The following is a 27,000-nucleotide window of genomic DNA, read 5'->3' as shown; positions in this document are numbered from 1 at the left end:
TGATAGGGAGGTAAGGTCAGGCGGCTTCCCGCTGCTTGCGTGCCAGAATCTCTTCGTCGCACTTGGGGCAGTACGGGTGGTTGCCGCTCAGGTAGCCATGCACGGGGCAGATGGAAAAGGTTGGGGTGACGGTGATGTAGGGCAGGCGGAAGTTGCCCAATGCGCGCTGCACCAAGGTGCGGCAAGCGTCGGCGCTGGACAGCGATTCGGTCATGTACAGATGTAGCACCGTGCCGCCGGTATATTTACATTGCAGAGCATCTTGGCGTTCTAGCGCTTCAAAGGGGTCGTCCGTGAAGCCCACCGGCAATTGCGATGAGTTCGTGTAGTAAGGCGTTTCATGGGTCCCCGCCTGAAAAATATCGGGCCAGCGCTTACGGTCTTCCTTGGCGAAACGATAGGTCGTGCCTTCGGCAGGCGTCGCTTCCAGGTTGTACATGTGGCCGGTTTCTTGCTGGAATTCCACCATTCGCGCACGTACGTGATCCAGCAGCCGCAATGCAAATTCATGGCCCCAACGGGTGGTAATGTCGTGTTCGTCGCGCGTGAAATTACGGATCATTTCATTGATGCCATTCACGCCCAGGGTGGAAAAATGGTTGCGCAAGGTGCCCAGATAGCGCCGCGTATACGGAAACAGGCCGTCGTCCATCAGTTGCTGAATAACTGTGCGCTTGATTTCCAAGCTGTCTCGCCCCAATTCCAGAAGCTCATCCAGGCGCGCCATCAGTGCTGCTTCATCGCCAGCGTATAAATACCCCAGCCGCGCACAGTTAACGGTGACCACCCCCAGCGAGCCGGTCTGTTCAGCCGAGCCAAACAGGCCGTTGCCGCGCTTAAGCAGCTCGCGCAAATCAAGCTGCAGGCGGCAGCACATGGAACGGATCATGTTCGGCTTGAGTTCCGAATTGATGAAGTTCTGGAAGTAGGGCAGGCCGTAGCGCGCCGTCATTTCGAATAGGCGTTGCGTATTGGGGCTGTGCCAGTCGAAATCTTCCGTGATGTTGTACGTGGGAATAGGGAAGGTAAATACCCGCCCTTTGGCATCGCCATCCATCATCACTTCTATATAGGCGCGGTTAATCAAGTCCATTTCCGCCTGGAGGTCGCCATAAGTGAAGGGCATTTCCTCACCGCCGATAACTGGTACTTGTTCGCGTAAGTCTTCTGGGCAAACCCAGTCGAAAGTCAGGTTGGTAAAAGGGGTTTGTGTGCCCCAGCGCGATGGCACATTCAGGTTGTAGATGAGTTCTTGCATGCACTGGCGCACCGCTTCGTAACTGAGCGCATCTTTGCGTACGAAGGGCGCCATATAGGTATCAAAGGAGCTGAAGGCTTGGGCACCCGCCCATTCGTTTTGCATGGTGCCCAGGAAGTTCACGATCTGCCCAACCGCGCTGGACATATGCCGTGGCGGGCCTGACTCAACCTTGCCAGGCACCCCGTTCAAACCCTCGTGCAGGAGCGTGCGCAATGACCAGCCGGCGCAGTAGCCGGACAGCATGTCCAGATCATGAATGTGCAAATCGCCTTCGCGATGGGCCTCGCCAATATCTGGTGGGTAGACGTGGTCTAGCCAGTAATTGGCGATCACCTTGCCCGACAAATTAAGAATTAAACCGCCCAGCGAATACCCCTGATTGGCATTGGCATTCACGCGCCAGTCCGCCCGATTCAGGTATTCATCCACTGACGACCGTACGTCGATCCTTGCCATAGCTGACCCTCTTGAATACTGTATTTAGTGATTGGTGGACTTTAAATCACTACATGTAGTGCTTCAAGGGCTGCATCTAACAGATTTGGAAATGCTTGATCTATCTTAAAAATGGCTGAGCCGACGGGCGTTTTGGCGCAAATCAGGGGGCTTAGAAAGGGCGCGACAGATAAGGAAACCAAGACGGCGCCAGAGTAACGCTTGCAACAGCCATACGATGCTTGGTGCCGTAAACCTTATCTGGTTATCTGATAACCTGATAATATGCTCCTATGCTGAAACAACGCACCAGTCTGACCGATCATGTGGCAGACGTTCTCACCAATAGAATCCTGGAGGGTCAATACGCCGTTGGCGAAAAACTGCCGGCTGGCCGCTTGCTTGCCGAAGAGTTTGGCGTGAGTGCGGCCGTCATTCGCGAGGCGACCGAAAGGTTGCGCACCCAGGGGCTGGTACGTAGCCGCCAGGGTGTGGGTTGCATGGTGTTGAGCAACGTTCTACAGGACGGTTTCCAAATGAATACCGCACAGGCCGGTGATCGCCAGGCCTTGCTGCACATATACGAGTTGCGGGCGGGCTTGGAAGGGGAAGCGGCGGCGTTGGCGGCGCAGCGCGCTACCGAGGAAGACCTGCGTCACATGGCGCATATTCTTGCTGAGCTCAGGGCGTCTTTGCATGTGCCTGAAAGCGCTCTGGAATGGGATTTCGCCTTTCACCGCAGCTTGACCGCAGCCACCCATAATCCGCACTATTCACAGCTCCTGGCGTATTTGTCAGACCAGTGGCGCCACAGTGTGCAAGTGGCCCGTCTACATACGCTGAAGCTGGAAATGGCAGGCCCCGCCACTGATGAATCTGCACTGGCGCGCACCCAAAGTGTGCACGAAGAACATGAGGCCATATTTAGGGCGATTCGTGCGCGCGACCCCATGGAGGCCCGCTTACGCGCCCAGGAACATCTGCAGCGTGCGTGCGAACGGCTTGGGCTTGATGTGTCGGTTTCAACCTCTTCTTCTCCTTCTTCCTTTAACGCAGGCCGTAAATGAATCAAGAATTTCTTAAGACCCTGGTGCAAACGCTTGGCGAGGATGTCGTCATCAGCGATCCGGCTGAAATCGAACCGTGGCTGACCGATTGGCGCGGGGTCTACAAAGGCAACGCGCAGGCGGTGGTGCGGCCCACCAACACCCATCAGGTGGCTGATTGCTTGCGGCTGTGTAATGAGCATCGTGTCCCGGTTGTGCCCAGGGGCGGCAACACCGGTTTGTGCGGTGGGGCCACGCCGGACCTCTCACCCGCCAACATCGTGTTGTCGCTGGATCGCATGAACCAGATTCGCGCCATCGACACCATTTCCAATACGCTAGTGGCGGATGCGGGTTGCATATTAGGCAATTTGCGCCGGGCGGCCGAAGAACAAGGGCGTTTGCTCCCGCTGAGTTTGGCGGCAGAAGATTCCTCGCAGATCGGCGGTAACCTGGCCACCAACGCTGGCGGCGTGAATGTGGTGCGCTACGGCATGGCGAGGGAAATGGTGCTGGGGATAGAGGCGGTGCTACCCAACGGCGAAATTTTCAACGGCCTGCAAACGCTGCATAAGGACAATACCGGCTACGACCTCAAGCAACTTTTTATTGGCTCGGAAGGCACCTTAGGCGTGATTACCGGGGTGGCGCTCAAGCTTCACCCCCTGAACCAAGTCCGTTCCGTTGTGCTGGCGGCCGTGGAGTCGGCTCAACAGGCGTTGGAACTCCTCCGTTCGGTGTATGGTGCGTGCGGAGCCCGGCTCCAGGCCTTCGAGTACTTTACTGACGAATGCCTGGACCTCGTTCTGACTCACGTAGACGGCATGCACCAGCCGTTTGAGCAGCGGTACGCGGGTTATGTGCTGATCGAGCTGGCGGATACGGCAAATGAGGAGGGCCTGCAGGCCTTACTGGAAGAGGTCATCGGCCAGGCGCTTGAGGACGGTTTGTGCCAGGATGCGGCAGTGTCGGCCTCGCTGTCCCAACTGGAAACGCTATGGCGCTTACGCGAAGAGATTTCTGAAGCGCAGCGGGCGGATGGCCCCCATCTGAAGCACGACATTTCTCTGCCCATTGAGCGCATTCCTCAGTTCATTGAAACCGCTGAGCGCCGCTTGCGGAAGGTTTCACCCGACTGCCGCCTGTTTATCTTCGGCCATTTCGGCGATGGCAACTTGCATTACAACGTGTCTCGCCCGCTGGGGGCCGAGAAAACCTGGGCGGCGGAGTGGGAAGGGAAAGTGGCGGATGCCGTTTTCGGGGAAGTGGCTGACTATGGCGGCAGTATTAGTGCTGAACATGGAATCGGTCAGCTCAAGCGCCATGCTTTCCATCATCACAAAGACCCCATGCAGGTCAGGCTGATGCTGCAGATTAAGCAGATTTTTGATCCTAACTCGATCATGAACCCCGGCAAGATGCTGTAGCAGCAGGCAGGCCGGCATGTGACAAATCATTCCTAAGGGGTACACTGAATCCGGCGGCCTGCGCACCGCTTCAGTGGCAGGCGAAGTTTGAAAATCCCCCAGGAGGTTTTGCACCATGTCCATGCCTGCGCCACTGCTGGGGATCATCGCCCGGCATGCCGCTCAACCGGGAGGGCTGCTGCCCGCACTGCATGAATTGCAAGATGCCCTGGGGTATATCCCCGCCGATTTGGTGGGGGGAATCGCTCAGGGTTTCAATATTTCCCGGGCTGAAGTGCACGGTGTGCTGACCTTCTACCCGGATTTCCGCACGCAGCCCGCAAGCCCCCACACCTTGCGCATCTGTCGTGCGGAATCCTGTCAAGCCAAAGGCGGCGAAGCGCTGGCCGAGCACGCCCGTCAGCTGTTGGGCTGTGATTTCCACGAAACAAGCAGCGACGCCGCTATCACGCTAGAACCCGTCTACTGCCTGGGCCTGTGCGCCCAATCTCCCGCTGTCGAGCTGGATGGCGAACCCCATGCGCGTGTCACCCCTGAAAAGCTTGAACATCTGGTTCAGCAAGCAAGGGGCGGTGCGGCCTGTAGCTCGCGGGATTCACGCCAAGCCGCTCGCGCGGCCAACACTGCGCGGTCGGAAATTCAGAAATGGGCCGGGCAGCCACAACAGAACGAGCTTGTGACTCTGTATGTGCCCTGTGATGCCTCTGCCTTGGTCGTGGGCGCGGATGAGGTGGTGCGGGCAATTGAAGACGAAGCCGCCGCGCGAAATCTGCCGGTGCGCGTCGTCAGAAACGGCTCGCGCGGCATGCTGTGGCTGGAAACTCTTGTCGAAGTGGCAACGTCTGGCGGGCGCGTGGCATATGGCCCGGTGCGAGCGCACGATGTGTCAGGCCTTTTTGACGCAGGCTGGCTGCAAGGCAACGCTCACCCCTTATGCCACGGTTTGACTGAAGAAATCCCCTATCTGAAGAATCAGGAACGCCTGACCTTTGCGCGTGTGGGCGTGACCGACCCTTTATCGTTAGAAGATTATGCCGCTCATGGCGGGTGGAAGGGCTTAGCGCGCGCCTTGTCGATGCAGCCCGGCGATATTGTTGAAGAAGTGACCCAATCCGGGTTGCGCGGGCGTGGCGGTGCCGCCTTCCCCACTGGCATCAAATGGCGGACGGTCTTGAATGCCGGCGCCCAACAAAAGTATGTGGTCTGTAACGCCGACGAAGGCGATTCCGGCACGTTCGCTGACCGCATGCTCATGGAGGGTGACCCTTACGCGCTGATAGAAGGCATGGCCATCGCCGGGCAGGCGGTGGGCGCCGATAGCGGCTACATCTATGTGCGTTCGGAATACCCGCATGCCATTCAGGCGTTGAATGTCGCAATCGAGCGTGCGGGCGAAGCGGGCTGGCTGGGGGAAAATATCCAAGGCAGCGGGCGGCGCTTCACGTTGGAAGTGCGTAAAGGAGCCGGCGCGTACATCTGTGGCGAAGAAACCTCTCTGCTCGATAGCCTGGAGGGCAAGCGCGGCGTGGTTCGCGCCAAGCCGCCGCTGCCCGCCCTAGAAGGCCTGTTTGGCCAACCTACGGTGGTGAACAATGTGCTGTCCCTGGCGACCGTGCCACTTATCTTGGAACGAGGAGCGGCGTTTTACCGCGATTACGGCGTGGGCCGCTCAGCAGGAACGCAGCCCTTCCAACTGGCCGGTAACCTGAAACGCGGCGGGCTGGTGGAAAAAGCCTTTGGCGTCACTTTGCACGAACTGCTGTACGACTTTGGTGGCGGCAGTGCTTCGGGACGGCCACTCCGTGCGGTTCAGGTGGGAGGGCCGCTGGGCGCCTACTTGCCGGAATCACAGTGGAATATTCCCATGGATTACGAGTCTTATGCGGCGCAGGGGGCCATGATCGGCCACGGCGGGCTGGTGGCTCTCGATGATACCGTTAACCTGCTAGGCATGGCGCGTTACGCCATGGAATTCTGCGCCATAGAGTCTTGCGGCAAGTGCACGCCCTGTCGAATTGGTGCGGTGCGCGGGGTAGAAACCCTAGACAAAATCGCCGCGGGCGGGCCTGGGCAGGCGCAGCATCTGGCCCTGCTGCGCGATCTCTGTGACACCATGATGGGGGGCTCCTTATGTGCACTAGGCGGCATGACACCGTATCCAGTGCTGTCGGCGCTTGAGCACTTCCCTGAAGATTTCGGTACCTCCCGGCATTCTGTCACCGAGACCACGGCCTGAAGCAAGGAGTCATCATGCTGGAAACGGTTATTTCACGAGAGCGAGACTTCGGCACCCCGAAAAGTGAGGCTGAAGCGCACGTCCAACTAACTATTGACGGTATCGCGGTATCGGTACCAGAAGGCACTTCGATCATGCGTGCCGCAGCCGAAGCCGGTGTCAATATCCCCAAACTGTGCGCTACCGATAGCCTTGAGCCCTTTGGTTCCTGCCGCCTGTGCCTGGTGGAAGTGGAGGGGCGTCGCGGCTACCCCGCTTCCTGTACCACGCCTGCGGAGGCAGGCATGGTGGTACACACCGAAACCACCAAACTGCGCGAACTGCGCCGTGGCGTGATGGAGCTTTATATTTCCGATCACCCGCTGGATTGCCTGACCTGTGCCGCCAATGGCGATTGCGAATTGCAGGACATGGCGGGGGTGGTTGGCTTGCGCAATGTGCGGTATGGGCAAAACGGCGCCAATCATTTGCACGACACGACCGACGACTCCAACCCATATTTCAGCTACGACCCTTCCAAATGCATTGTCTGCAACCGCTGTGTGCGCGCTTGCGAGGAAATTCAGGGCACATTCGCCCTGACGATTTCTGGAAAAGGGTTTGAGGCCCGCGTGGCGGCGGGGCAGGGCGGCTCCTTTCTGGAGAGTGATTGTGTATCTTGCGGCGCCTGCGTGCAGGCGTGCCCTACCGCTACCTTGCAGGAAAAAACCATTATCCAAATGGGGCAGCCTGAACACGCGGTATTAACAACGTGCGCTTACTGTGGTGTCGGCTGCGGCTTCCGAGCCGAGATGAAAGGTGCACAGGTGGTGCGCATGGTTCCCTGGAAGGATGGAAAGGCGAATGAGGGTCATTCCTGCGTAAAGGGGCGCTTTGCCTGGGGTTACGCGACGCATAAAGATCGCATCACCACGCCGATGATTCGCTCCTCTATTCATGAGCCATGGCGGGAAGTCAGTTGGGAAGAGGCCATTACCTATGCGGCGTCCGAAATACGGCGCATACAAGCTCGCTACGGCGTGGGTGCAGTGGGCGGCATTACTTCTTCGCGCTGTACCAATGAAGAAACCTATCTAGTGCAGAAGCTGGTTCGCGCCGCGTTTGGCAATAACAATGTAGATACTTGCGCGAGAGTGTGCCATTCGCCTACCGGTTATGGCCTGGGCCAGGCGTTCGGTACCTCGGCAGGCACGCAGACCTTCAAATCTGTTGAAAAATCAGACGTGGTGTTGGTGATGGGGGCCAACCCCACTGACGCGCACCCGGTGTTCGCCTCGCGTATGAAGCGACGCCTGCGTGAAGGCGCCCGGTTGATTGTGATCGACCCGCGCAGCATTGAACTGGTGAAATCGCCCCACATACGTGCAGAGCACCACCTCAAGCTGCGCCCAGGCACGAATGTGGCGGTACTGAACGCCCTGGCCCATGTGATTGTGACAGAAAATCTGGCGGATGCGGCCTTTATCGCCGCGCGTTGCGATGATCGCAGTTTTTCAGACTGGCTGGCGTTCATCCGCAAACCGGAAAACTCGCCGGACGCCGTGGCGGAGGTCTCTGGCGTGCCAGCGTCAGAATTGCGTGCCGCTGCCCGCCTGTACGCCACGGGGCGTAGCAGCGGTACGGCTGCCGACATCGTGGAGCGGCGCCCCAACGCCGCTATTTACTATGGCTTGGGTGTTACCGAGCACGCGCAAGGCTCTACAGCCGTCATGGCGATTGCCAACCTCGCGATGTTGACGGGTAACATCGGGCGCGAAGGGGTGGGCGTCAACCCCCTGCGAGGCCAGAATAACGTGCAAGGCTCGTGTGATATGGGCTCCTTCCCACACGAGCTGCCGGGCTACCGCCATGTGTCGGACAGCACTGTACGCGGTGAATTCGAGCAAGCCTGGGGCGTAAAGCTTGACCCTGAGCCAGGGCTACGTTTACCGAATATGTTTGACGCCGCCATAGCGGGCAGTTTTCGCGGTTTGTACTGCCAGGGCGAGGATCTTGTGCAATCCGATCCGAACTCACAACATGTGGCCAAGGCGTTGCAGGCTATGGAATGCGTCATCGTTCAAGATATCTTTCTGAACGAAACCGCGCGTTATGCCCATGTTTTCTTGCCGGGTGCATCTTTTCTTGAAAAGGACGGCACCTTCACCAATGCCGAACGGCGAATTTCCAGGGTGCGGCAGGTCATGGCGCCCTCGTCGGGCTACGCAGACTGGGAAGTCACCCAGCAGCTGGCTAACGCGTTGGGTCTGCCCACGCAGTACGCGCACCCCAGCGAAATCATGGACGAAATCGCTGCGCTCACGCCTACTTTCCGAGGCGTTTCCTTCGAAAAAATTGATCGATTGGGCAGCGTACAGTGGCCATGTAATGAAGACACGCCGGAGGCCGGGTTGGAAACCATGCATGCCGATGGCTTTGTGCGCGGAATGGGGCGGTTCCTTATTACTCAATATGTGCCCACCGCAGAAAAGGTCACACAACGCTATCCCCTGTTGCTGACCACAGGGCGCATCCTGACTCAATACAATGTCGGGGCCCAGACGCGTCGTACTGAAAACAATGTTTGGCATGCGGAAGATCTTCTGGATATTCACCCGGTCGATGCCGAAGAGCGAGGTATTCGAGACGGCGACTGGGTGCGAATTGAAAGCCGCGCCGGTGCCACAGTGATGCGTGCACAAGTCAGCGAGCGCATGCAGCCAGGCGTGGTCTACACGACATTCCACTTCCCAGAATCGGGCGCCAACGTTATCACCACAGACAATTCCGACTGGGCCACCAACTGCCCGGAATACAAGGTCACGGCGGTTCAAGTGGCCGCCGTTGAACAGCTGTCGGAATGGCAGCGCAATAACGCCCGCTTCCGGGAAGAACAAGACAATCTGCTGCGTCAGGCTGCGGAACCCATAGCTCGATGACGTGAGGGGGAGAGTATGGACATCCAGACGTTAGTGCGCATGGCGAATCAGATTGGCGATTTTTTCCAACCCATGCCGGATCGTGGGCAGGCGCTCGAAGATATCGCACAACATGTGCGCAAATTCTGGGAGCCCCGCATGCGCCGCCAAATGTTGGAACACTTGGACAAGCAACAGGGAGAAGGGCTGTCCGACATCGTCAAAAGCGCGTTGTTAGCGCACCGGAGTTTGTTGGAATAAGGGGGCTGGCGGCGGTATGATGCCCCCATGCCCACTCATCCCAGTGCGAACACAGGCTCGCCCGCCCAAGCCCATTCCGTTCACCCATCACCGTCCAAGAAAGCGGTTTCGGGGGGGCTGTTTCTGGGTGCATGTCTGCTTCTCATTGCGTTCAATCTGCGGCCGCTGTTTTCCAGCCTGTCAGTACTATTGCCGGATGTCGCCGCGTCCCTGGGTATGTCCGGTGCCGTAGCCGGTTATGTCACAACATTGCCTGTTGTGTGCTTGGGCCTTTTTGCAACCTTTGCCCCTGGCCTGGCCGACCGACATGGGGTAGAACGGGTGCTGCTAGGAGTTCTGGTGCTGATTGGTGTCGGTACGGCCCTGCGGGCGGTGGACGGGGTGACGGCGCTGTTTCTGGGCAGCGCCGTGGCGGGGGCGGGCATTGCAATGGGGAATGTGCTGCTGCCCAGCGTGGTCAAACGCGACTTCCCTGACAAGGTGCCGCTGATGACCGGCTTGTTCACTATGGTCTTGTGTGGCGGGGCGGCGACTGCCGCCGCGCTGGCGGTGCCGCTGGCGGATATCAGCGGTTCCTGGCGGTTTGGGCTTGGGTTCTGGGCGCTGCCCGCCTTCGCTGTCGCGTTGCTGTGGCTGCCCCATAGTTTAAAGAGCGGGTCTTCGGCTGCAACGCGTAAGTTGCCGGGCATCAAGCTCTTACATGATGGCCTGGCGTGGCAAGTCGCCTGCTTTATGGGCCTGCAATCGGCTCTGGCTTATTGTGTGTTGGGCTGGATGGCGCCGATACTGCGCTGGCGTGGGCTGGATGGTGTGACGGCTGGTTTCTATGTGTCGGCATCCATTATGTTGCAGGTTGTGGCTTGCCTGTTGCTGCCGCCCTTGGCCGCCCGCTTTCGTTCGCAAAGTGTGGTCAATGCCGCCTTGGCTTGTTTGGCTGCGGTGGCCCTGATGGGGCTGGTGCTTGCTCCGGTTTCCTGGCTGCCTGCCATGGCTGTTCTGCAAGGCATCGGGCAGGGCGGCCTGTTTGCCATGGCCATGACGGTCATTATTCTCCGCTCACCCGACCCCCGCGTTGCTGCACGATTATCAGGAATGTCTCAAGCTATTGGCTACTTACTGGCGGCGTCTGGCCCCATGCTGGTGGGCATGTTGTATGAGGCGACCGGCGCGCATGCGGCGGCAGCGTGGTTATTTGCGGGGCTTGGGTTGGCCGCCATGGCGAGCGGGTGGGGAGCGGGCAGGCCGTTGTTCGTCAGGCCCCGCCTTGAACACTGAAACAGCGTCCGATTCTTGTTTTCAGCACCCCTTGTTTTATTGGGGGTTAGTCCCCATATATAAGTGTTGTGGGACTATTCTCTACTGTGCAGGAAAAGTTTCACAAGCGGATCAAGTTGCGCCAATCGCCCTGATAGGTTTTCTTAATCAAGTTTATAAAAACTATCAATTAGATTTATTGATTGGCGTTGCCTATACTAGATTCCGTAATCACTTTTTAACCCACCCAACACTATAAGGAAGGAAACGTAATGTCCTTGATCAACACACAAATCAAGCCGTTCAAAGCAACCGCCTACCACAACGGCAAGTTTGTTGAAGTCAGCAACGAAAGCATCGCTGGCAAGTGGTCCGTGTTCGTTTTCTACCCTGCCGATTTCACATTCGTGTGCCCGACCGAGCTGGAAGACCTGGCTGAACAGTACGCCGAGTTCCAGAAGCTGGGCGTTGAGATCTACGCTGTGTCCACCGACACGCACTTCGCACACAAGGCATGGCACGATACATCCGACGCCATCGGCAAGGTTAACTACCCCATGATCGGCGACCCCACCCAAGTGCTGTCGCGCAACTTCGAAGTCCTCATCGAAGAAGAGGGTGTTGCTCTGCGCGGTACGTTCGTGGTCAACCCCGAAGGCTTCATCAAGGTGATGGAAGTGCACGACAACGGTATTGGCCGCGTGGCTTCCGAGCTGCTGCGCAAGGTTAAGGCAGCTCAGTACATCGCTGCTCACCCCGGCGAAGTTTGCCCTGCCAAGTGGGAAGAAGGCGCTGAAACACTGAAGCCCTCGCTGGATCTGGTCGGCAAGATCTAAGGGCTGCTCCCGATACACGGGTTTGCCTGGGAGCCTCTGAAGTATTCCTGAATTCGGAGGCTCTTTATATTTCTGCGCCCGGCCACAAGCCGGTCGCAGTCCGCCAAAATGATTTGAGAGGTCGCTACGTTATGTTAGATGCAAATGTCAAAGCCCAGCTGAAGTCCTACATGGAAATGCTCCGTGAGCCCATCGAGCTTATCGCGAGCCTGGACGATACGCCCAAGTCGGGTGAACTGCGGGCGCTGCTCGTAGAAATCGCCGGAATGTCGGACAAAGTCACGCTGGTCGAGCGCAGCGACCTGTCCGATCGTAAACCTTCGTTCCGCATTGCCCGCGTTGGCACCGATATTGGTGTTGATTTCGCAGGTATTCCACTGGGTCATGAGTTCACCTCGCTGGTGCTGGCCCTGCTGCAGGTGGGTGGCCACCCCATCAAGCTGGAAGAAGAAGTCATTGAGCAGATCCGCAATCTGCCCGGCGACTACCAATTTGAAACCTATTTCTCGCTGTCGTGCCAGAACTGCCCGGATGTTGTCCAGGCATTGAACACCATGTCGGTGATCAACCCGCGCATCAAGCACACTAGCATTGACGGCGCTCTGTTCCAGGCCGAAGTTGAAGCTCGTGAAATCATGGCCGTGCCTACGGTGTTCATGAATGGCGAAGTCTTTGCTCAAGGGCGTTCCAGCGTTGAAGAAATTCTGGCCAAGCTGGATACGTCTTCCGCTTCCCGCAAGGCCGAAGAAATTTCCGCTAAGGACGCTTTCGACGTGCTGGTGGTTGGCGGTGGCCCCGCCGGCGCAGCGGCTGCTGTATATGCCGCTCGCAAAGGTATCCGTACCGGTGTGGTGGCAGAACGTTTCGGCGGTCAGGTGCTGGACACCATGTCGATCGAGAACTTCATTTCCGTGAAGCAGACAGAAGGCCCCCGCTTTGCGGCGGCTCTGGAAGAGCACGTGAAGGATTACAACGTCGACATCATGAACCTGCAACGCGCCGTCAAGCTCAAGCCAGGCAAAATGGTTGAAGTCGAACTGGAAAACGGTGGCGTGCTGAAGAGCCGTTCTGTGATCCTGGCTACTGGCGCACGCTGGCGTGAAGTCAATGTGCCGGGCGAGCGCGAATATCGTAACGCAGGCGTAGCTTACTGCCCGCACTGTGACGGCCCCTTGTTCAAGGGCAAGCGTGTCGCGGTAATCGGCGGGGGCAACTCCGGTGTGGAAGCCGCCATCGACCTGGCAGGTATTGTCGAGCATGTCACACTGATCGAATACAGCGACGTTCTGCGTGCTGATGAAGTCCTGCAGCGCAAATTGCGCAGCCTGCCCAACGTGAAAATTCTCATGTCGGCGCAGACGACCGAAATTCACGGCGACGGCAAGCGTGTCAACGCTTTGTCTTACAAGGATCGTGTCAGCGGTGAAGACCGTCGCATCGACCTGGAAGGCGTATTCGTGCAGATTGGCCTGGTGCCCAACACCGAATGGCTGAAGGATACCGTTGCTTTGTCGCGCTTTGGCGAAATTGAAATCGACGCCAAGGGTCAGACCTCGCTGCCGGGTGTGTTTGCCGCAGGCGATGCGACGACGGTGCCTTATAAGCAGATCATCATCGCCGCAGGCGATGGCGCCAAGGCTGCCCTCAGTGCGTTTGATCACCTCATTCGCAGTTCGGTTGAAGAAGAGGCCGCAGAACCCGCGGCAGTCTCAGCTTAATAGCGCTTGCTCAGGGGTTATGGCCCCTGATTGCCTGACGCAAAGCCCGGCTTTTAGCCGGGCTTTGTCATGCCTGTAAAAAGAGGGCTATGGTTCATCTGGATCAGGCCACTCTCCGCCCAATACATTCTGGCAGACGTCCAGCCAGGCGCTAAGGGCATGAGAAACGCGCCGTTTGTTCCATAGTAGGGCGATTTCCCACCAGATGGCCGGTTGCGATATCGGTTTGCAGCTCAGCCCCTCTATATTGATGCGCTGGACGAAAGGTTCGGGCAGCAGGGCGATGCCCATGCCGGCCCGGGCCATAGCTACCGTCCAATCCCATTGCCCGCTCTGCGCTCCAATCTGAGGCTCTATGTCTGCCTTGGCAAGGTTGTGCCTCAGCAAGCGCGTCAGGGCAAAATCATCGTTTAACAGTATCAGGGGTTTGTTCGCCAGTGAGCGTAAGGCCAGAGTGTCGGCTGTGCCGGCCATATTATCTTGCCCAGTAATCGCCCAAACCTGATGCGCCGCCATTTTGGCGATAGCAACATCGTCTTGTGTTTCGACGGGTAGCACTGTCATGCCCGCTGCTAACTCTCCGCTGGCGACAAGGTGTTCGACTTCCGGCCCCGTGCATTCATGCAGCTTCAAATCAATCGACGGGTATTTTTGCCGGAACTGCTTGAGTGCGCCTGTGAAAAGCAAGTTGATCATGGGAGGCATACCAAGCGCCAGCGTGCCGCGCGCCACAGATTGCGTGTCGCGGATCTCTTGCTCCAATTGCTGGAGAGCCATCAGGATCTCCCGGCCACGGTGGTAGACCACGCTGCCGATGTCGGTCAGCGTCAGGCCCCTGGGCTCGCGCAGCAGCAAAGTTTCTCCTACTTCATCTTCTAGCTGGCGAACCATTTTGCTAATCGTCGATTGCGTGACACCCAGGTGGTTGGCGGCATCGGTGAAGCTGCCAAGGCGGATGGTTTCTGTGAAATAACGCAGTGAACGGATATCCAAATTGCCCTCCTGGTCATGAAATAAACGAATGTCATTTCATATTTTTATTCATGTTGTCGATGCTAACCTGACTTCATTACCCTTACAAATAGGTATCAAAAATATTATGTATCGAGACAGAATTCGCAATGTTGCATTGGAGAGCAAAATTATGTCGGCCGATCAGGCCGCCAAGATTTTCCGCAGCGGTATGACAGTGGGAATGAGCGGCTTTACCAAGGCCGGAGATTGCAAGGCTTTACCCGACGCATTGGCGCAACGCGCACGCGAGGATGGGCTGCGGCTTTCTATTATGACCGGCGCCTCCTTGGGTAACGATAACGATGGCATGATGGCTGAAGCGGGTTTGCTGGCCCGGCGCCTGCCCTTCCAGGCCGATGCCGTGCTGCGCCGTGAAATCAATGCGGGCCGCGTCATGTTTATGGACCAGCATTTGTCGCATACGGTAGAACAGTTGCGCTGCGGCAGCTTGCCGCCTGTCGATGTCGCCATTGTCGAAGCAGCCGCCATTCGTGAAGACGGTAGCATCGTTCCGACGACGTCGGTCGGCAATACCGCCAGCTTTGTGCAGCAGGCGCGTCAAGTTATTGTGGAATTAAACCTTGCCATGCCTTTGGCGCTGGAAGGCCTGCACGATATCTACATTCCCGGCGACCGGCCCGTCCGACAACCCATTCCCCTGACAAGCGTTTCGCAGCGCATCGGTTCGACAGCCATCAGTGTGGAACCGGAGCGCATCGCCGCCATCGTTATTACCAACGCGGTTGACAGCCCTTCGAGTAATCTGCCGCCTGATGCCGAAACGCAGGCTATTGCGCGCAATGTGGTGGATTTCTTCTCAGCCGAAGTCGCTGCCGGGCGTTTGAAGCCTTCCTTGCTGCCTTTGCAGGCGGGTATCGGTACGATTGCCAATGCTGTGCTGCACGGTTTGCTGGAGTCTTCTTTCAGCGGCATGACCATGTATTCGGAAGTGCTGCAGGACAGCTCCTTTGAGCTGCTGGATTCCGGGCAGTTCACCTTTGCGTCGGCCTCGTCCATCACGCTCTCGAAAGAAATGAACCGCAAGTTTCTCGATAACGTAGAGCGCTACGCGTCACGACTGGTGCTGCGCCCACAGGAAATCAGTAATCATCCCGAAATCGTACGGCGTTTGGGCATCATAGGCATCAATACCGCGCTGGAATTCGACATCTATGGAAACGTGAACTCCACCCATGTTGGCGGCACCCACATGATGAATGGCATCGGCGGTTCGGGTGATTTTGCCCGTAACGCGCACTTGTCCATTTTCGTGACTAAATCCGTTGCCAAGCAGGGTGCAATTTCCAGTGTCGTGCCCATGGTTACCCACGTTGACCATACCGAGCATGATGTGGATATCGTGGCCACTGAGTGGGGCTTGGCCGACCTGCGCGGTCTGGCGCCTCGCGAGCGAGCGGCGCTCATTATTGAGCGTTGTGTGCATCCCGACTATCGCGACATGCTGCGCAGCTATCATTCGCGCGCCTGTGCTGCCGGCGGCCATACTCCTCATTTGCTGGCAGAGGCCTTTGAATGGCATCAACGCTATGCGGCCGATGGTTCCATGCGAGAAAGCGCTACTGAACACGCCTGATTCTTCTGCAGGCATCAATCTTGCAGGCAAGCCCGCTGATGCGGGCTTTTTTTATGCGTGAGGCAAGGTGGTGTTCGCCCGGGGAGAAGAATAATGAGGCGTGCGGGACGATTCTTCATGTGGGGGTTAGCAGGTTTGGCCAGTCTGGTGGCGCTGCTTGCACTGGTTATCGCCATCTTTGATTGGAATGTTCTACGCCCCTGGCTGGCGGAAAAAGCTTCTGATGCGCTACAGCGCCCGGTGGCTATTGACGGGGACCTCGATGTGGACTGGAGCTGGCGTAGTGGCGGCCTGCCTTGGCCCCATATCACTGCTCGCCAACTCGTGGCCGGGCAGCCAGAGGGGTTCACCGGCCAGGACGAAGCTATGGCCCAGGTGGATTACCTGGCGCTCACCATTAACCCCATGCCTTTATTTACGCGCCATGTCGAGATAAGCCGACTGGAAATCGGCGTCAGCCGCATCCTGCTTCAGCGCGATCAAGGTGGCCACAATAACTGGACCTATGAGCGGCAACAGAAGCGCGAACAGGAATCAGGGTGGACATTTGATCTACAGAGTGTTGCCTTGCAGCATATTGAATTACGCCTTGTGGATGAAGGGCGGACACTGGATATGACCACCCGCTTGAACAGCCTCGATACTGAAGCGCCAGGCGGTTACGGCATGGGCTGGGAATCCTCCGGCACTTTTAATGAAGCGGAAGTGAGCGGCAGCGGCCAAATGGGTGGCCTGCTTTCCCTGCGCGATAGCAGTGATCCATTTCCTATGCGTGGTGAAGTCAGTTTCGGAGAAACACGCATTGCGATAGAAGGTTCAATGACCGCGCCGCGCGGCTTGGCTTCGCTTGATGTGAGACTGAAACTGGCGGGTTCCAGCCTGGCCGATCTCAATGCTCTATTTGGTTTGGCGCTTCCCACTACGCCCGCCTATCACACCGAGGGCCGTCTTGTGGCCGTCTTGGATCAGGGTGAGGACACATGGCGTTACGAGGATTTTCAGGGCACAGTGGGTGACAGTGATTTGCGCGGCACCTTGGAATACCGGCTAAGGGAACCGCGTCCTTTGCTCTCAGGCACAGTGGAGTCTGATTTGCTGCACTTTCGTGATTTGGGGCCGTTGATTGGCGCCGATACCAGCCGTGACGACACAGCAGCGGAGGCAGAGAATCAAAAGTCAGCCAAGCACAATAAAAAAGGGCGTCAACAGCCACCGGACAAGGCCTTGCCCGTCGCACGCATCGGCAGTGAAACCTGGGGGTTAATGGATGCGGATGTGCAGTTCAAGGGGAAACGCATAGTTCAGAACAAGAACTTGCCGCTCGACGATATTGAGGCCCACGTTCTGTTGCAGGACAAAGTCCTTTCGTTTGAGCCGCTCAACTTCGGCGTGGCGGGCGGCACACTCTCGAATACTCTGCATGTGGACGGCCGCAGCGACACACTGCATGCCCAGTTGAAATCCAGCGCCCGTGGTCTGAATTTGAAGCAGCTCTTTCCAGGGGCGGAATCCATGGACGCTAGTTTTGGTCAGTTGCATGGTGATGCCACACTTGAGGGCAAGGGTAATTCTATTGCCGGTTTACTGGGCACATCTAATGGCGAACTGAGTCTGGCGCTAAGCCGAGGCACCATCAGCCGTTTTCTGATGGAAGCGGCGGGCTTGAACATTGCCAACGTTATTTTCGTCAAGCTGTTTGGCGATGAACAGGTGATGCTGGAATGCCTGGCCGCTGATTTCGCCGTAAAGGAAGGGGTGATGCATACCCGTGTTTTCGTGCTCGAAACCGAAGACGCCATTGTGACCATGGAAGGCAGCGTCAGCCTGAAGAACGAGACGTTGAATCTGGATATCCGGCCGCAGAATAAGACACTGCGTATTTTTACGCTGCGCTCGCCGCTTTATGCGAAAGGAAGTTTCAAAAATCCCGACATTGGCGTGCAGGCTGGGCCAGTGGCTGCACGTGCGGGCGCCGCCGTTGCCTTGGGGGTGATTGCCACGCCTTTGGCAGCGCTGGTGCCCCTGCTGAACGTCGGCAGCGGGGACGACCATGCATGCTCCGCGCTGGGCGAGAAAGAAGATTGAAACCACGATGCTGCAAAGTTATTCTTCGGTGTCGATATGGCGCTCCATCCGCCGCACACTCACCAGGATGAACAGTGCTGCCACCGTACCCAGGATAGCGGTAGTTTCGCTGCCCATGCCCGCAGCGATGCCAATGGCCGCGGCAACCCAGATGCTTGAAGCAGTGGTCAGCCCCTTAATGACAGCATGCTCGCTTTGTTTAATGATGGCGCCCGCACCTAAAAAACCGATGCCGGTAATAATGCCTTGCAGCACCCGGCTGGCATCAGCGATTTCCATACCGGCACGCAAAGGTACGAGTATGAACAAGGCCGCACCCAGCGATACCATCATGTGCGTTCGCAGGCCCGCCTCCTTGCCCCGGCGTTCCCGGTCATAGCCGATCAGAGCACCCAGAAGGGCTGCTATGCCCAGCCTGACACAGATGATGGTGAGTTCGGACAGATTGGGAACATCGGAGAATTCCCGAGCCAGAGCAGACCAGATACTTGACATATTCAACATCCTGAACAGGGTGGTTGGCCGTACGGGTTAGAATGGCAGTCTTTCTTTTTTCCTACACATATATACGGCCATGCGTCTGCTCATTGCGCTTTTGTTACCCTGGCTTACCTTCTTTACGATCGGAAGGCCGATTGCAGGCATTATCTGCCTGGTGTTGCAGATTTCTCTGATCGGCTGGCTGCCTGCCGCTTTGTGGGCGGTGTACGCCCTGGGCCAGTACAAGACCGATAAGAAAATCGAAAAGGCGTTGCAGCAAAAATAAGACATGGGTTCGCCATCCACACCGCGCCTGGCGCTCAGGGGAATCACCAAGCGCTACCCGGCTGTCGTTGCTAACGACGAAATCGATCTCACAGTCATGCCAGGCGAGATCCACGCCATCTTGGGCGAGAACGGGGCCGGCAAGTCCACGCTGATGAAAATCATCTATGGTGTGACGCGCCCCGATTCCGGCACCATTCTCTGGAACGGCAGTGAAGTACAAATTGCCAGCCCGGCGGCTGCTCGCCAGTTGGGAATTGGCATGGTGTTCCAGCACTTTTCCCTGTTCGATACGCTGACTGTCGCCGAGAACATCGCTCTGGGCCTGCCCGGCCGGCACAATATGGCCGAGCTTGAGCAGCGTATTGTGCAGAAGGCGGCTCAGTACGGTCTGCATCTCGAACCACAGCGGCACGCGCATACTTTGTCAGTCGGCGAATGCCAGCGCGTCGAAATTGTGCGCGCTCTGTTGGGCGAGCCCCAACTGCTTATTCTGGATGAGCCGACTTCGGTACTGACGCCGCAAGCGGTTCAGTCGCTGTTCCAGACGCTGCGCCAATTGGCCGCAGAAGGCTGCAGCATTCTCTACATCAGCCACAAACTGGACGAAATTCGCCAACTCTGCGACCGTTGCACCGTAGTGCGCGGCGGGCGTGTGACAGGGGTGTGCGACCCTCGCCAGGAAACCGATGCCAGTCTGTCGCGCCTCATGATAGGCAGCGAGCCCCTGCCGGTGCGCCACAGCGGGCGCGCAGCGGGGCGCGTCACACTTTCTGTGCGCGGGCTCACACTCCCCCGGGCACACCCGTTCGCCACACCTTTATCTGACATCAGCTTCGATATGCGGGAAGGTGAAATACTGGGTGTGGCGGGGGTGTCGGGCAACGGCCAGCAAGAACTGCTTGCCGCCCTGGCAGGTGAAGACCGCCGGGTGCCGAACGAGGCGCTGCTGTATGAAGGCAAACCGGTCGGCCATACTTCGGCCGCGTGGCGGCGTGCGCAAGGGTTGGGCTATGTGCCTGAAGAGCGCCTGGGGCGGGGCGCTGTACCCGATCTTTCGCTGGCTCAGAATATGTTGTTGTCTCATCAGAACCGGCAAACCTTGCAACGTGGGTTCATCCGGCGCTCGGCACTGCGCTCGCTGGCCGATGGCATTATCGGCCGCTTCGGGGTCAGGGCGCGGGGGGCGCAGGCCTCGGCTTCCAGCCTGTCCGGAGGGAACCTGCAAAAATATATTGTGGGGCGCGAAGTAACTCGACAACCACGCGTCCTGTTGGTGGCGCAGCCCACTTGGGGGGTGGATGTCGGCGCAGCCGCACAGATTCGTAGTGAGCTCCTCGCCTTGCGGGATGCGGGGTGTTCGGTACTGGTGATTTCCGAAGAGTTGGACGAATTGTTCGAGATTTCTGATCGTCTGATGGTCATGGCCAAGGGCCGTGTTTCGCCGGCGCTGCCTACCAGTGAGGCATCGTTGGATCTGATCGGCCGTTGGATGAGCGGCTTGTGGGGCGAGGAGGCTGAAAATGCTCAGGCTTGAACGCCGTGCTCAGCCTTCCAGGTTGATGGCCTGGTGCTCGCCGTTGCTGGCGGTGGCACTAACTGCCCTCTGTGGCAGCATTTTGTTCATGGCAGTGGGTAAAGATCCCATCGCCAGTCTGCAGGTTTTTTTCCTTGAACCCATTAAAGATCTGCACGGCTGGGCGGAAGTCGGCATCAAGGTAGCCCCGTTGCTCATGATTGCAGTCGGCCTGTCCATTTGCTTCAGGGCGAATGTCTTCAATATCGGTGCGGAAGGCCAGTTGGTGGTGGGTGCGATTACGGCAGGCGCTTTGGTGCTATACCTGGATGACGACGGCAATGGGGGTTTCTGGCTGATCTCTCTCGCCCTGCTGGCCGGTGTTGCAGGAGGCATGGCCTGGGCAGCGATTACCGCCGTGTTGCGTGACCGCTTCAATGCCAATGAAATCCTCGTCTCCTTAATGCTGGTCTATGTCGCGGAACTGCTGCTTAGCTACCTGATGCACGGCGCCCTGATGGACCCAGACGGCTTCGGTTTCCCGCAGTCGCGGCTGTTTTCTGACGGCTGGCTGCTGCCCATCGTGATTCCGGGTACACGGCTGCATATTGGCATTGTGCTGGCGCTTGTAGCGGCAATTGCAGGCTGGCTGTATCTCTCGCGAAGTTTTTCAGGGTTCAAGTTGCAAGTGGGGGGAATTGCGCCCATGGCGGCGCGCTACGCGGGTTTTTCGTCGCGCAGTTCACTTTGGATTTGTCTATTGGTGTCGGGCGGCCTCGCGGGGCTGGCCGGCGCTATCGAGGCCATGGGCCCCATCGGCCAACTGACGCCTTCTATTTCCCCCGGGTACGGCTTCGCTGCCATTATTGTGGCATTCGTGGGGCGCCTGCATCCGTTGGGCGTGATTTTCTCCAGCTTCATCATGGCCTTGCTCTACATCGGGGGTGAACTCTCCCAAAGCCGCCTGGGCATGCCTAGCGCGATAACCGGCATTTTCCAAGGCATACTGTTGTTCGCCTTATTGGCCTGCGATGTTCTGATACATAACCGTTTGAGGTGGAGGCGCTAATGGATGCTTTAGCTCCCTTAATTGCTTCTGCGATTGTCGCGGGCACACCGCTGATGCTGGCCGGGCTGGGGCTGCTGATGAATGAACGCAGCGGCGTGATCAACCTGGGTTCGGAAGGCATGATGCTGATGGGCGCGATTTCCGCTTTCGCGACCACGCTGGGCACAGGCAGTTTCTTCTTGGGTTTTGTCGCTGGCGCTGTGGTGGCCATGCTTATGTCCGGCTTCTTCGCCTGGCTGACTATCTGGCTGGGTGCCAATCAGGTGGCAACCGGGTTGGCTTTGTCGCTGTTCGGCGTGGGTGCGTCTGCTTATGTGGGCTTGCCTTATGCAGGTGAAAGCCTGTTGCCTCAGTCATTCGCCCTGCCGTTACTCAAGGACATTCCCATAGTTGGGCAGGCTTTTTTCAGTCATCATCCCATGGTGTATGGTTCGCTGCTGCTGTGCGCCGCAATTACCTGGTTTCTGGGCCGCACGCGTTCGGGGCTGGTGCTTAGGGCAGTGGGCGAATCGCCGTCCTCGGCACACTCTTTGGGCTATAACGTGCGCGTTATCCGCTTGGCGGCTGTGCTGTTTGGTGGCATATGTTGCGGGCTGGCGGGTGCCTTCATGTCCTTGGTTTATACCCCTTTGTGGGTGGAAGGCATGGTGGCGGGTCGCGGTTGGATCGCACTGGCGTTGGTCGCTTTTGCTACCTGGCGGCCCGTGCGGGTGCTGATGGGTGCCTATCTGTTTGGCGGCATTACGATTCTTACCTACCATATGCAGGCGCTGGGTGTACCTATCGCTTCGCAACTGCTCTCCATGTTGCCGTATATCGCCACCATTGTGGTGCTGGTACTCATATCGCGCAACGCCGGCTGGATTCGCCTGAATATGCCGGCGTCGCTGGGCAAGCATTTCAATCCCAATAGTTAAGGAAGGACATCATGTCTGGAAACTTTATTCGCAACGCCTTAAGCGCCGCCGCGCTGGCACTGTCACTGAGCGCGGGCGCAACCGCTGTGGCGCAGGCTGAAGAGGCGCCCTTGAAGGTGGGTTTTGTCTACGTTAGCCCCATTGGGGAAGCGGGCTGGACCTGGCAGCAGGATATCGCGCGCAAAGCCATGGAAGAAGCACTGGGCGATAAGGTTGTCACTCAGTACGTGGAAGACGTTCCCGAGGGCGCCGATGCCGAGCGCGTGATCCGCGACTTGGCGCAGCAAGGCAACAAGCTGATCTTCACCACCTCCTTTGGCTATATGAACCCTACGCTGAAGGTGGCCAAACAATTTCCTGATGTCACCTTTATTCATTCCACCGGCTACAAAACCGCGAAGAATGTCGGCGTCACCAACTCGCGTTTCTACGAGGCCCGCTATCTTGCCGGCATCGTGGCGGGCAAGATGACCGAAAGCAATATCATCGGCTATGTGGGCGCGTTCCCGATTCCTGAAGTATTGCAGGGCATTAACGCCTTCACGCGTGGCATGCGCAGTGTGAATCCAGAAGCGGAAGTTCGCGTCATCTGGGCCAACAGCTGGTACGACCCGGGCAAGGAGCGTGATGCAGCCCTTGCATTGCTGGGTCAGGGTGCGGACGTCGTTACCCACCACACGGACTCCACCGCAACCGTTCAGGTGGCTGAAGAGCGCGGCAAGTACGCGGTTGCCTACCATTCGGACATGAGCCGTTTCGCGCCCAAGGCACAGCTGGTCGCCGTTACCCACCACTGGGGTGATTACTTCACCAATGTCGCCCGCCAAGTGCTGGACGGCACATGGGAATCCAATATGGTTTGGGGCGGTCTGAAGGAAGACATGGCGCGGGTTGAAGGCTTTGGCCCGGCTGTTCCCGCAGATGTCATTGCACTGGTCGAAGAGAAAAAGCAGGCCATCATCGACGGAACGCTGACCCCCTTCGATGCGCCTGTGCTAGACAACACCGGCAAGGTAGTCTTGGAAAGTGGCTCGCTGGATGACGACGCACTTTCGCGCATGAATTACTACGTCGAAGGTGTGGCCGGCAAGCTGCCTAGCCGTTAAGTTTTTCGTCTCGCAGAAACGCTAGTATTTCATTATTGAAGTAGCGGGCATTGGCGAGATTCATGCCGTGAGCCGCACGTGGCACTAACAGGTGCCGCGATTGCGGCAGGGCTTGCATCAAGGCTTTGATGCGGCTGCCATAGCGGGGTGGGCTGTATTCTCCGCCCACCAGCAGCACTGGGCACGTCAAGGCTTCAGCCAGAGTGTTGAGGTCTATGCTGCGATGAATATCATTCAACTGGGGCAGCAGTGTCCAGGCATTCGCCCGTACCATATCCTTAAACCACGAAACGGTCCGGCGCCAAGTGTTAGCGCCGTTCACCGCGTCTACAAATGCCCCGATCACTTCGTCCAAAGGTGCTTGCCCTAGGGAGCGGGCAATGGGCGCATGTATGGGTTCGGTGATGGGCTCGTCCGAGAACGGAAACCCCGGGTCGGCCAAAACCAGGCGCTTGATGCGTCCGGGCATTGCCAGGGCGGCTTCCAGCGCAACTTGCGCGCCACGTGAATGCCCCACCAGATGAATCCCGGTTTCAGTGTCGGCCTGCTCACAAAGCTCGACGACGGCACGCACATGCCGTTCAATGCTGTAGCGGCTGTCGGCCAACGCCGTCTCTCTCATAATCTGCGGGTCGGTACCCGAGATAAAGGCGCTGCCTACGGCGTCAGGCCAACACCCAGGCAGGCTTGGCACTAAAACACGGAAATGATTGGAAAACTCAGGTATCTGCCAGCGCCAATAACGGAAGTCGCATAGCGAACCGTGTATCAAAAGGAGCAGATCGCCGTGTCCGGCCTCGATGTAGTGGACTTGGGTTTCGGCCACCTGCGTGACATATTCAAAAATAGGAGGAGGGGTTGGCATGGCGATGAACTCACGACATCAGAAGGTCATCAATAATGATGAAGGGGGTGCCTTGGCGACAGGATTCCAACCGGGCTTTCAGACGGAACACGTCGGCCAGGACAGCCGGGGTGAGCGCTTCTTCAACTGGCCCTTGGGCGAAGTTGCGGCCTTCATGCAGCACCAGCACTTCATCGGCATAGCGCACCGCCATGTTCAAGTCGTGCAGCACAACCACAATGATCAAATTCTGCTCGGCCGCCAAGCGGCGTAGCAGACGCATGACATGGTGCTGATGGTTGGGGTCCAGTGCGGCCAGCGGTTCGTCCAGAAGCAGGGCGCGTGGTTGGTGAATCAAGGCCTGTGCAAGCCATACGAGTTGCTTTTGGCCGCCGGACAGTTCGTCCAGATAGCGGGGCAGCAGGTCGGTCAGCCCCAAATCGGCAGCCGTTGCGGCGATGCGCTGTGAGGCATTGGGGGCTGGCTGCCCCTGAACATGCAAGGCGACGCGCAGACAATCCAATACGCTCAGGTGCAGCATGCCCGGTGTTGCCTGGGGAAGATAACGTACGCTAACCGAACGGCGGGCCGCCTTGAGGGGCCGCAAATCCACCCCATCGAGTTCCAGGCGTGCGGCCTTGCAGGGCAGAAAGCCCGCAATGCAACGTAGCAGAGTAGATTTTCCTGCACCGTTGGGGCCTACGACTGTTAGCACTTTCCCGCCTGACAGGGGCTGAGTGCTCAGCCCTTGCAAAACCGGACGCATATCCAAAGCGCAGTGCAGGTCTTGCAGTAGTAGCGAGGGGGGAGCTGAAGCACGCTGACTCAATGCGGCCTCCGCCGCGATAACACGCCAATGAAAAAAGGAATGCCGACCAGGGTGGTCACAATGCCCACAGGTATTTCGATTTGCGTACTCAGTTGCTTGGCAAAAGCCGAAGCGGCCAACAGCATGAGGGCTCCTGTGCAAGCACTTGCAGGTAGAAACCAGCGGTGATCCTCACCCCACAAGCGCCTGGCGATATGCGGGGCTACTAGGCCAACAAAACCGATCACTCCTACCAGTGCAACGGAGGTGGCAGCCAGTAAGCTGACGCGTAGCAGCGCCCAGCGACGCACCTTGCGAGTGTCGACACCGAGGCTGCCTGCGCGTTCCTCGCCAAAGCGCAAGGCGGTCAAGGGCCAGGCCTGGCGCCAAGAGGCGATTCCCGTGATGCACAGTGCGATGGCAAGAAAAGCCACATCCGGCCAGCGGCTGCTGCCCAGGCTGCCCATCATCCAGTACAGAAGGTTTTGCAAGGCGGCGGCGTCTGAGACGAGCTGGATCAACGCGAGCAGAGCGTTAAACCCAAATACCAGGGCGATGCCCAGCAAGACTATGCCTTGCTGGGCCATTTTCATACGGCGTGCGGCTTGGTCCAGCATCAGGCTGCATACCAGCGCCAAACAGAAGGCATTGGCTGTGGTGGCATATTGAATGGGGATGCCGGGGATGTGGACGTTCAGCGCTAGGGATAACGCTGCCCCTAGGGCGGCTGCGGACGACACGCCCAGTGTGAAGGGGCTGGCCAGAGGGTTATCCAGCACCGTCTGCATTTCAGCACCGGCCAGCCCCAAACTGGCGCCTACTACGATGGCCATCAGAGCTTGGGGCAGCCGCAATTCCCACACAATAAAGTGTGCGGTAGCACTCGTTTCTTGGGGGTGAGACAGGGCATGGAGGACTTGTTGCCAGCTCAAGGCTGCTGCGCCACTACCGATGTCCAGCGCCAAAAATGCAAGAATCAAGGCCACGCTGCCCAGTAGCAGGCGTCTGCGCGAGACCTTGCGGCGGGTTTCCGAAGGATTCCCTAGGGCTCCGTGCATTGCTACAGTAGCTGTAGCCTGCTTTTTGCGGTTTCTGCAGCGTGGGTGTCCGGGTATTCCTGGACAATGCGTTGCAGGCTGGCGCGCGCGCCCTGCAAATCGTTCAGCTCAACCTGGCTGGCGGCGATGACCAGCAGTGCATCGGGGGCACGTGGGTTGGCCGGTGCGGCCTTGATCATGTTTTCCAGGCCTGCGATAGAACCTTTGAAATCTTTAATGGCGTACAGACTGCTGCCACGATAAAAGCGCGCGTCGTGTACCAGAGCGCTTTGTGGGTAAGACTGGATGAACTGGGTCAGCTCTTTGGATGCAGCCTGATACTGGCCGGCTCTGAAATTTTGCATAGCCTGATCGAATGCGGCCTGTTCCGCCGGGTCGGATACCTGAATGGAAGACCCGGTGTTTGGTGCGCCGGCTGATTGGCCACGTTGAGACTGATGGCTTAAGCGTTCCACTTCGCCTCGCAGCCGGGCCACTTCCTGTTGCAGGATGTCGATCTGATCAGCTTGTTGAACACGAATTTGGCGGCTTTGCTCGACCAGTGTTTGGAGTTGCTCACGCAGGTCCAGAATGGCGCGTCGAGCCTGATCGTCGGCGAACGCATGAACGGGAGCGCTGAACAAGCTGGCGGCAAGCGTGGCGGCCACTACAGTGCTTCTGAAGAAAGGGAAATTCAGGCTCATTTTGTATCCGTCCAAATAAAAACGCCGCGTGAATGAGCCAGGCATGAAACATTCGCTACGGACTGTTTCATGCCTGGCGAAGCCGAGGTCTATGCAGGCGCCGATGAATGCGGCGAGCTCGGGCTCGAGATTCAGGCGCTGCGGTGGGGGATGCCCCGTCCCTCGGTGTC

General features: G+C 58.0%; 22 protein-coding genes. 15 read left to right on the top strand and 7 right to left on the bottom strand.

Going from position 1 to position 27,000, the window contains the following annotated elements; genetic code table 11:
* Positions 1–16 precede the first annotated feature (16 nt).
* Entirely contained in the window at positions 17–1,717 is a 1,701-nt protein-coding gene (locus VRY85_RS05170; protein ID WP_414597549.1) for a ribonucleoside triphosphate reductase, read from the bottom strand.
* A gap of 272 nt (positions 1,718–1,989) precedes the next feature.
* On the opposite strand from VRY85_RS05170, the gene VRY85_RS05165 reads away from it, so the two are divergent.
* The 8 genes from VRY85_RS05165 (at position 1,990) to ahpF (ending at position 13,371) form a co-directional block, all read left to right on the top strand.
* A complete protein-coding gene (locus VRY85_RS05165) occupies positions 1,990–2,763 on the top strand; it encodes a FadR/GntR family transcriptional regulator (protein ID WP_414597548.1) in 774 nt (257 codons plus the stop codon).
* Positions 2,760–4,169, top strand: coding sequence for an FAD-binding oxidoreductase (locus VRY85_RS05160; RefSeq protein ID WP_414597547.1), 1,410 nt, complete (start codon positions 2,760–2,762; stop codon positions 4,167–4,169). Before VRY85_RS05165 ends, VRY85_RS05160 begins: the two co-directional genes overlap by 4 nt.
* A gap of 115 nt (positions 4,170–4,284) precedes the next feature.
* Entirely contained in the window at positions 4,285–6,405 is a 2,121-nt protein-coding gene (locus tag VRY85_RS05155) for a formate dehydrogenase subunit gamma (protein ID WP_414597546.1), read from the top strand.
* Positions 6,406–6,419: 14 nt separating this feature from the next.
* The gene (fdhF, locus tag VRY85_RS05150) at positions 6,420–9,323 is read left to right on the top strand and encodes a formate dehydrogenase subunit alpha (protein WP_414597545.1); all 2,904 of its coding nucleotides are present in this window, start codon (positions 6,420–6,422) and stop codon (positions 9,321–9,323) included.
* Positions 9,324–9,338: 15 nt separating this feature from the next.
* Complete coding sequence (locus VRY85_RS05145) at positions 9,339–9,563, top strand: formate dehydrogenase subunit delta (RefSeq protein WP_414597544.1); 225 nt, start codon at positions 9,339–9,341, stop codon at positions 9,561–9,563.
* Between the two features lie 27 nt (positions 9,564–9,590).
* Positions 9,591–10,838: a CynX/NimT family MFS transporter gene (locus VRY85_RS05140; protein WP_414597543.1), complete on the top strand. Its 1,248-nt coding sequence runs from the start codon at positions 9,591–9,593 to the stop codon at positions 10,836–10,838.
* Between the two features lie 251 nt (positions 10,839–11,089).
* On the top strand, positions 11,090–11,653 hold the full coding sequence (gene ahpC, locus VRY85_RS05135; RefSeq protein WP_414597542.1) for an alkyl hydroperoxide reductase subunit C: 564 nt from the start codon (positions 11,090–11,092) through the stop codon (positions 11,651–11,653).
* Positions 11,654–11,784: 131 nt separating this feature from the next.
* On the top strand, positions 11,785–13,371 hold the full coding sequence (gene ahpF, locus VRY85_RS05130) for an alkyl hydroperoxide reductase subunit F (RefSeq protein WP_414597541.1): 1,587 nt from the start codon (positions 11,785–11,787) through the stop codon (positions 13,369–13,371).
* Positions 13,372–13,458: 87 nt separating this feature from the next.
* On the opposite strand, the gene VRY85_RS05125 is transcribed toward ahpF, so the two are convergent.
* The gene (locus VRY85_RS05125) at positions 13,459–14,364 is read right to left on the bottom strand and encodes a LysR substrate-binding domain-containing protein (protein WP_414597540.1); all 906 of its coding nucleotides are present in this window, start codon (positions 14,362–14,364) and stop codon (positions 13,459–13,461) included.
* Between the two features lie 106 nt (positions 14,365–14,470).
* Here VRY85_RS05125 and VRY85_RS05120 point away from each other — a divergent pair, with 106 nt between their 5' ends.
* Positions 14,471–15,979 carry an acetyl-CoA hydrolase/transferase family protein gene (locus VRY85_RS05120; protein WP_414597539.1) on the top strand — a complete coding sequence of 503 codons (1,509 nt, stop codon included), beginning with the start codon at positions 14,471–14,473 and terminating at the stop codon, positions 15,977–15,979.
* A 93-nt stretch (positions 15,980–16,072) separates the two neighbouring features.
* Complete coding sequence (locus VRY85_RS05115) at positions 16,073–18,064, top strand: AsmA family protein (protein ID WP_414597538.1); 1,992 nt, start codon at positions 16,073–16,075, stop codon at positions 18,062–18,064.
* Positions 18,065–18,082: 18 nt separating this feature from the next.
* Here VRY85_RS05115 and VRY85_RS05110 read toward each other — a convergent pair whose 3' ends face one another.
* Positions 18,083–18,568, bottom strand: a complete 486-nt coding sequence (locus VRY85_RS05110; protein WP_414597537.1) for an MgtC/SapB family protein — start codon at positions 18,566–18,568, stop codon at positions 18,083–18,085.
* 70 nt (positions 18,569–18,638) lie between these two features.
* Between VRY85_RS05110 and VRY85_RS05105 the strand changes: the two genes are divergently transcribed.
* From VRY85_RS05105 to VRY85_RS05085, 5 genes are read left to right on the top strand one after another with little or no spacing between them, the layout of a single operon-like run.
* Positions 18,639–18,830 (top strand): YqaE/Pmp3 family membrane protein, encoded by a 192-nt coding sequence (locus VRY85_RS05105; protein WP_414597536.1) that lies wholly within the window; start codon positions 18,639–18,641, stop codon positions 18,828–18,830.
* A gap of 3 nt (positions 18,831–18,833) precedes the next feature.
* Positions 18,834–20,366, top strand: a complete 1,533-nt coding sequence (locus tag VRY85_RS05100; RefSeq protein WP_414597535.1) for an ABC transporter ATP-binding protein — start codon at positions 18,834–18,836, stop codon at positions 20,364–20,366.
* On the top strand, positions 20,353–21,414 hold the full coding sequence (locus VRY85_RS05095) for an ABC transporter permease (protein WP_414597534.1): 1,062 nt from the start codon (positions 20,353–20,355) through the stop codon (positions 21,412–21,414). The genes VRY85_RS05100 and VRY85_RS05095 overlap by 14 nt, the downstream gene beginning before the upstream one ends.
* The gene (locus VRY85_RS05090; RefSeq protein ID WP_414597533.1) at positions 21,414–22,331 is read left to right on the top strand and encodes an ABC transporter permease; all 918 of its coding nucleotides are present in this window, start codon (positions 21,414–21,416) and stop codon (positions 22,329–22,331) included. Before VRY85_RS05095 ends, VRY85_RS05090 begins: the two co-directional genes overlap by 1 nt.
* Positions 22,332–22,342: 11 nt before the next feature.
* Positions 22,343–23,437, top strand: a complete 1,095-nt coding sequence (locus VRY85_RS05085) for a BMP family ABC transporter substrate-binding protein (RefSeq protein ID WP_414597532.1) — start codon at positions 22,343–22,345, stop codon at positions 23,435–23,437.
* On the opposite strand, the gene VRY85_RS05080 is transcribed toward VRY85_RS05085, so the two are convergent.
* From VRY85_RS05080 to ybgF, 4 genes are read right to left on the bottom strand one after another with little or no spacing between them, the layout of a single operon-like run.
* Positions 23,427–24,302, bottom strand: a complete 876-nt coding sequence (locus tag VRY85_RS05080; protein WP_414597531.1) for an alpha/beta fold hydrolase — start codon at positions 24,300–24,302, stop codon at positions 23,427–23,429. The two genes, VRY85_RS05085 and VRY85_RS05080, sit on opposite strands and share 11 nt — an antisense overlap.
* Before the next feature lie 10 nt (positions 24,303–24,312).
* Positions 24,313–25,110, bottom strand: coding sequence for an ABC transporter ATP-binding protein (locus VRY85_RS05075; protein ID WP_414597530.1), 798 nt, complete (start codon positions 25,108–25,110; stop codon positions 24,313–24,315).
* Complete coding sequence (locus tag VRY85_RS05070) at positions 25,107–26,147, bottom strand: FecCD family ABC transporter permease (RefSeq protein WP_414597529.1); 1,041 nt, start codon at positions 26,145–26,147, stop codon at positions 25,107–25,109. The genes VRY85_RS05075 and VRY85_RS05070 overlap by 4 nt, the downstream gene beginning before the upstream one ends.
* 2 nt (positions 26,148–26,149) lie before the next feature.
* Complete coding sequence (ybgF, locus tag VRY85_RS05065; RefSeq protein ID WP_414597528.1) at positions 26,150–26,830, bottom strand: tol-pal system protein YbgF; 681 nt, start codon at positions 26,828–26,830, stop codon at positions 26,150–26,152.
* Positions 26,831–27,000: the final 170 nt, after the last annotated feature.

The sequence above is a fragment of the Achromobacter sp. F4_2707 genome, from assembly GCF_047501535.1.
Classification (GTDB): domain Bacteria; phylum Pseudomonadota; class Gammaproteobacteria; order Burkholderiales; family Burkholderiaceae_B; genus Yanghanlia.
The sequence above is the reverse complement of the archived record's forward strand: the minus strand, read 5'-3'. Positions and strand labels throughout refer to the sequence as shown.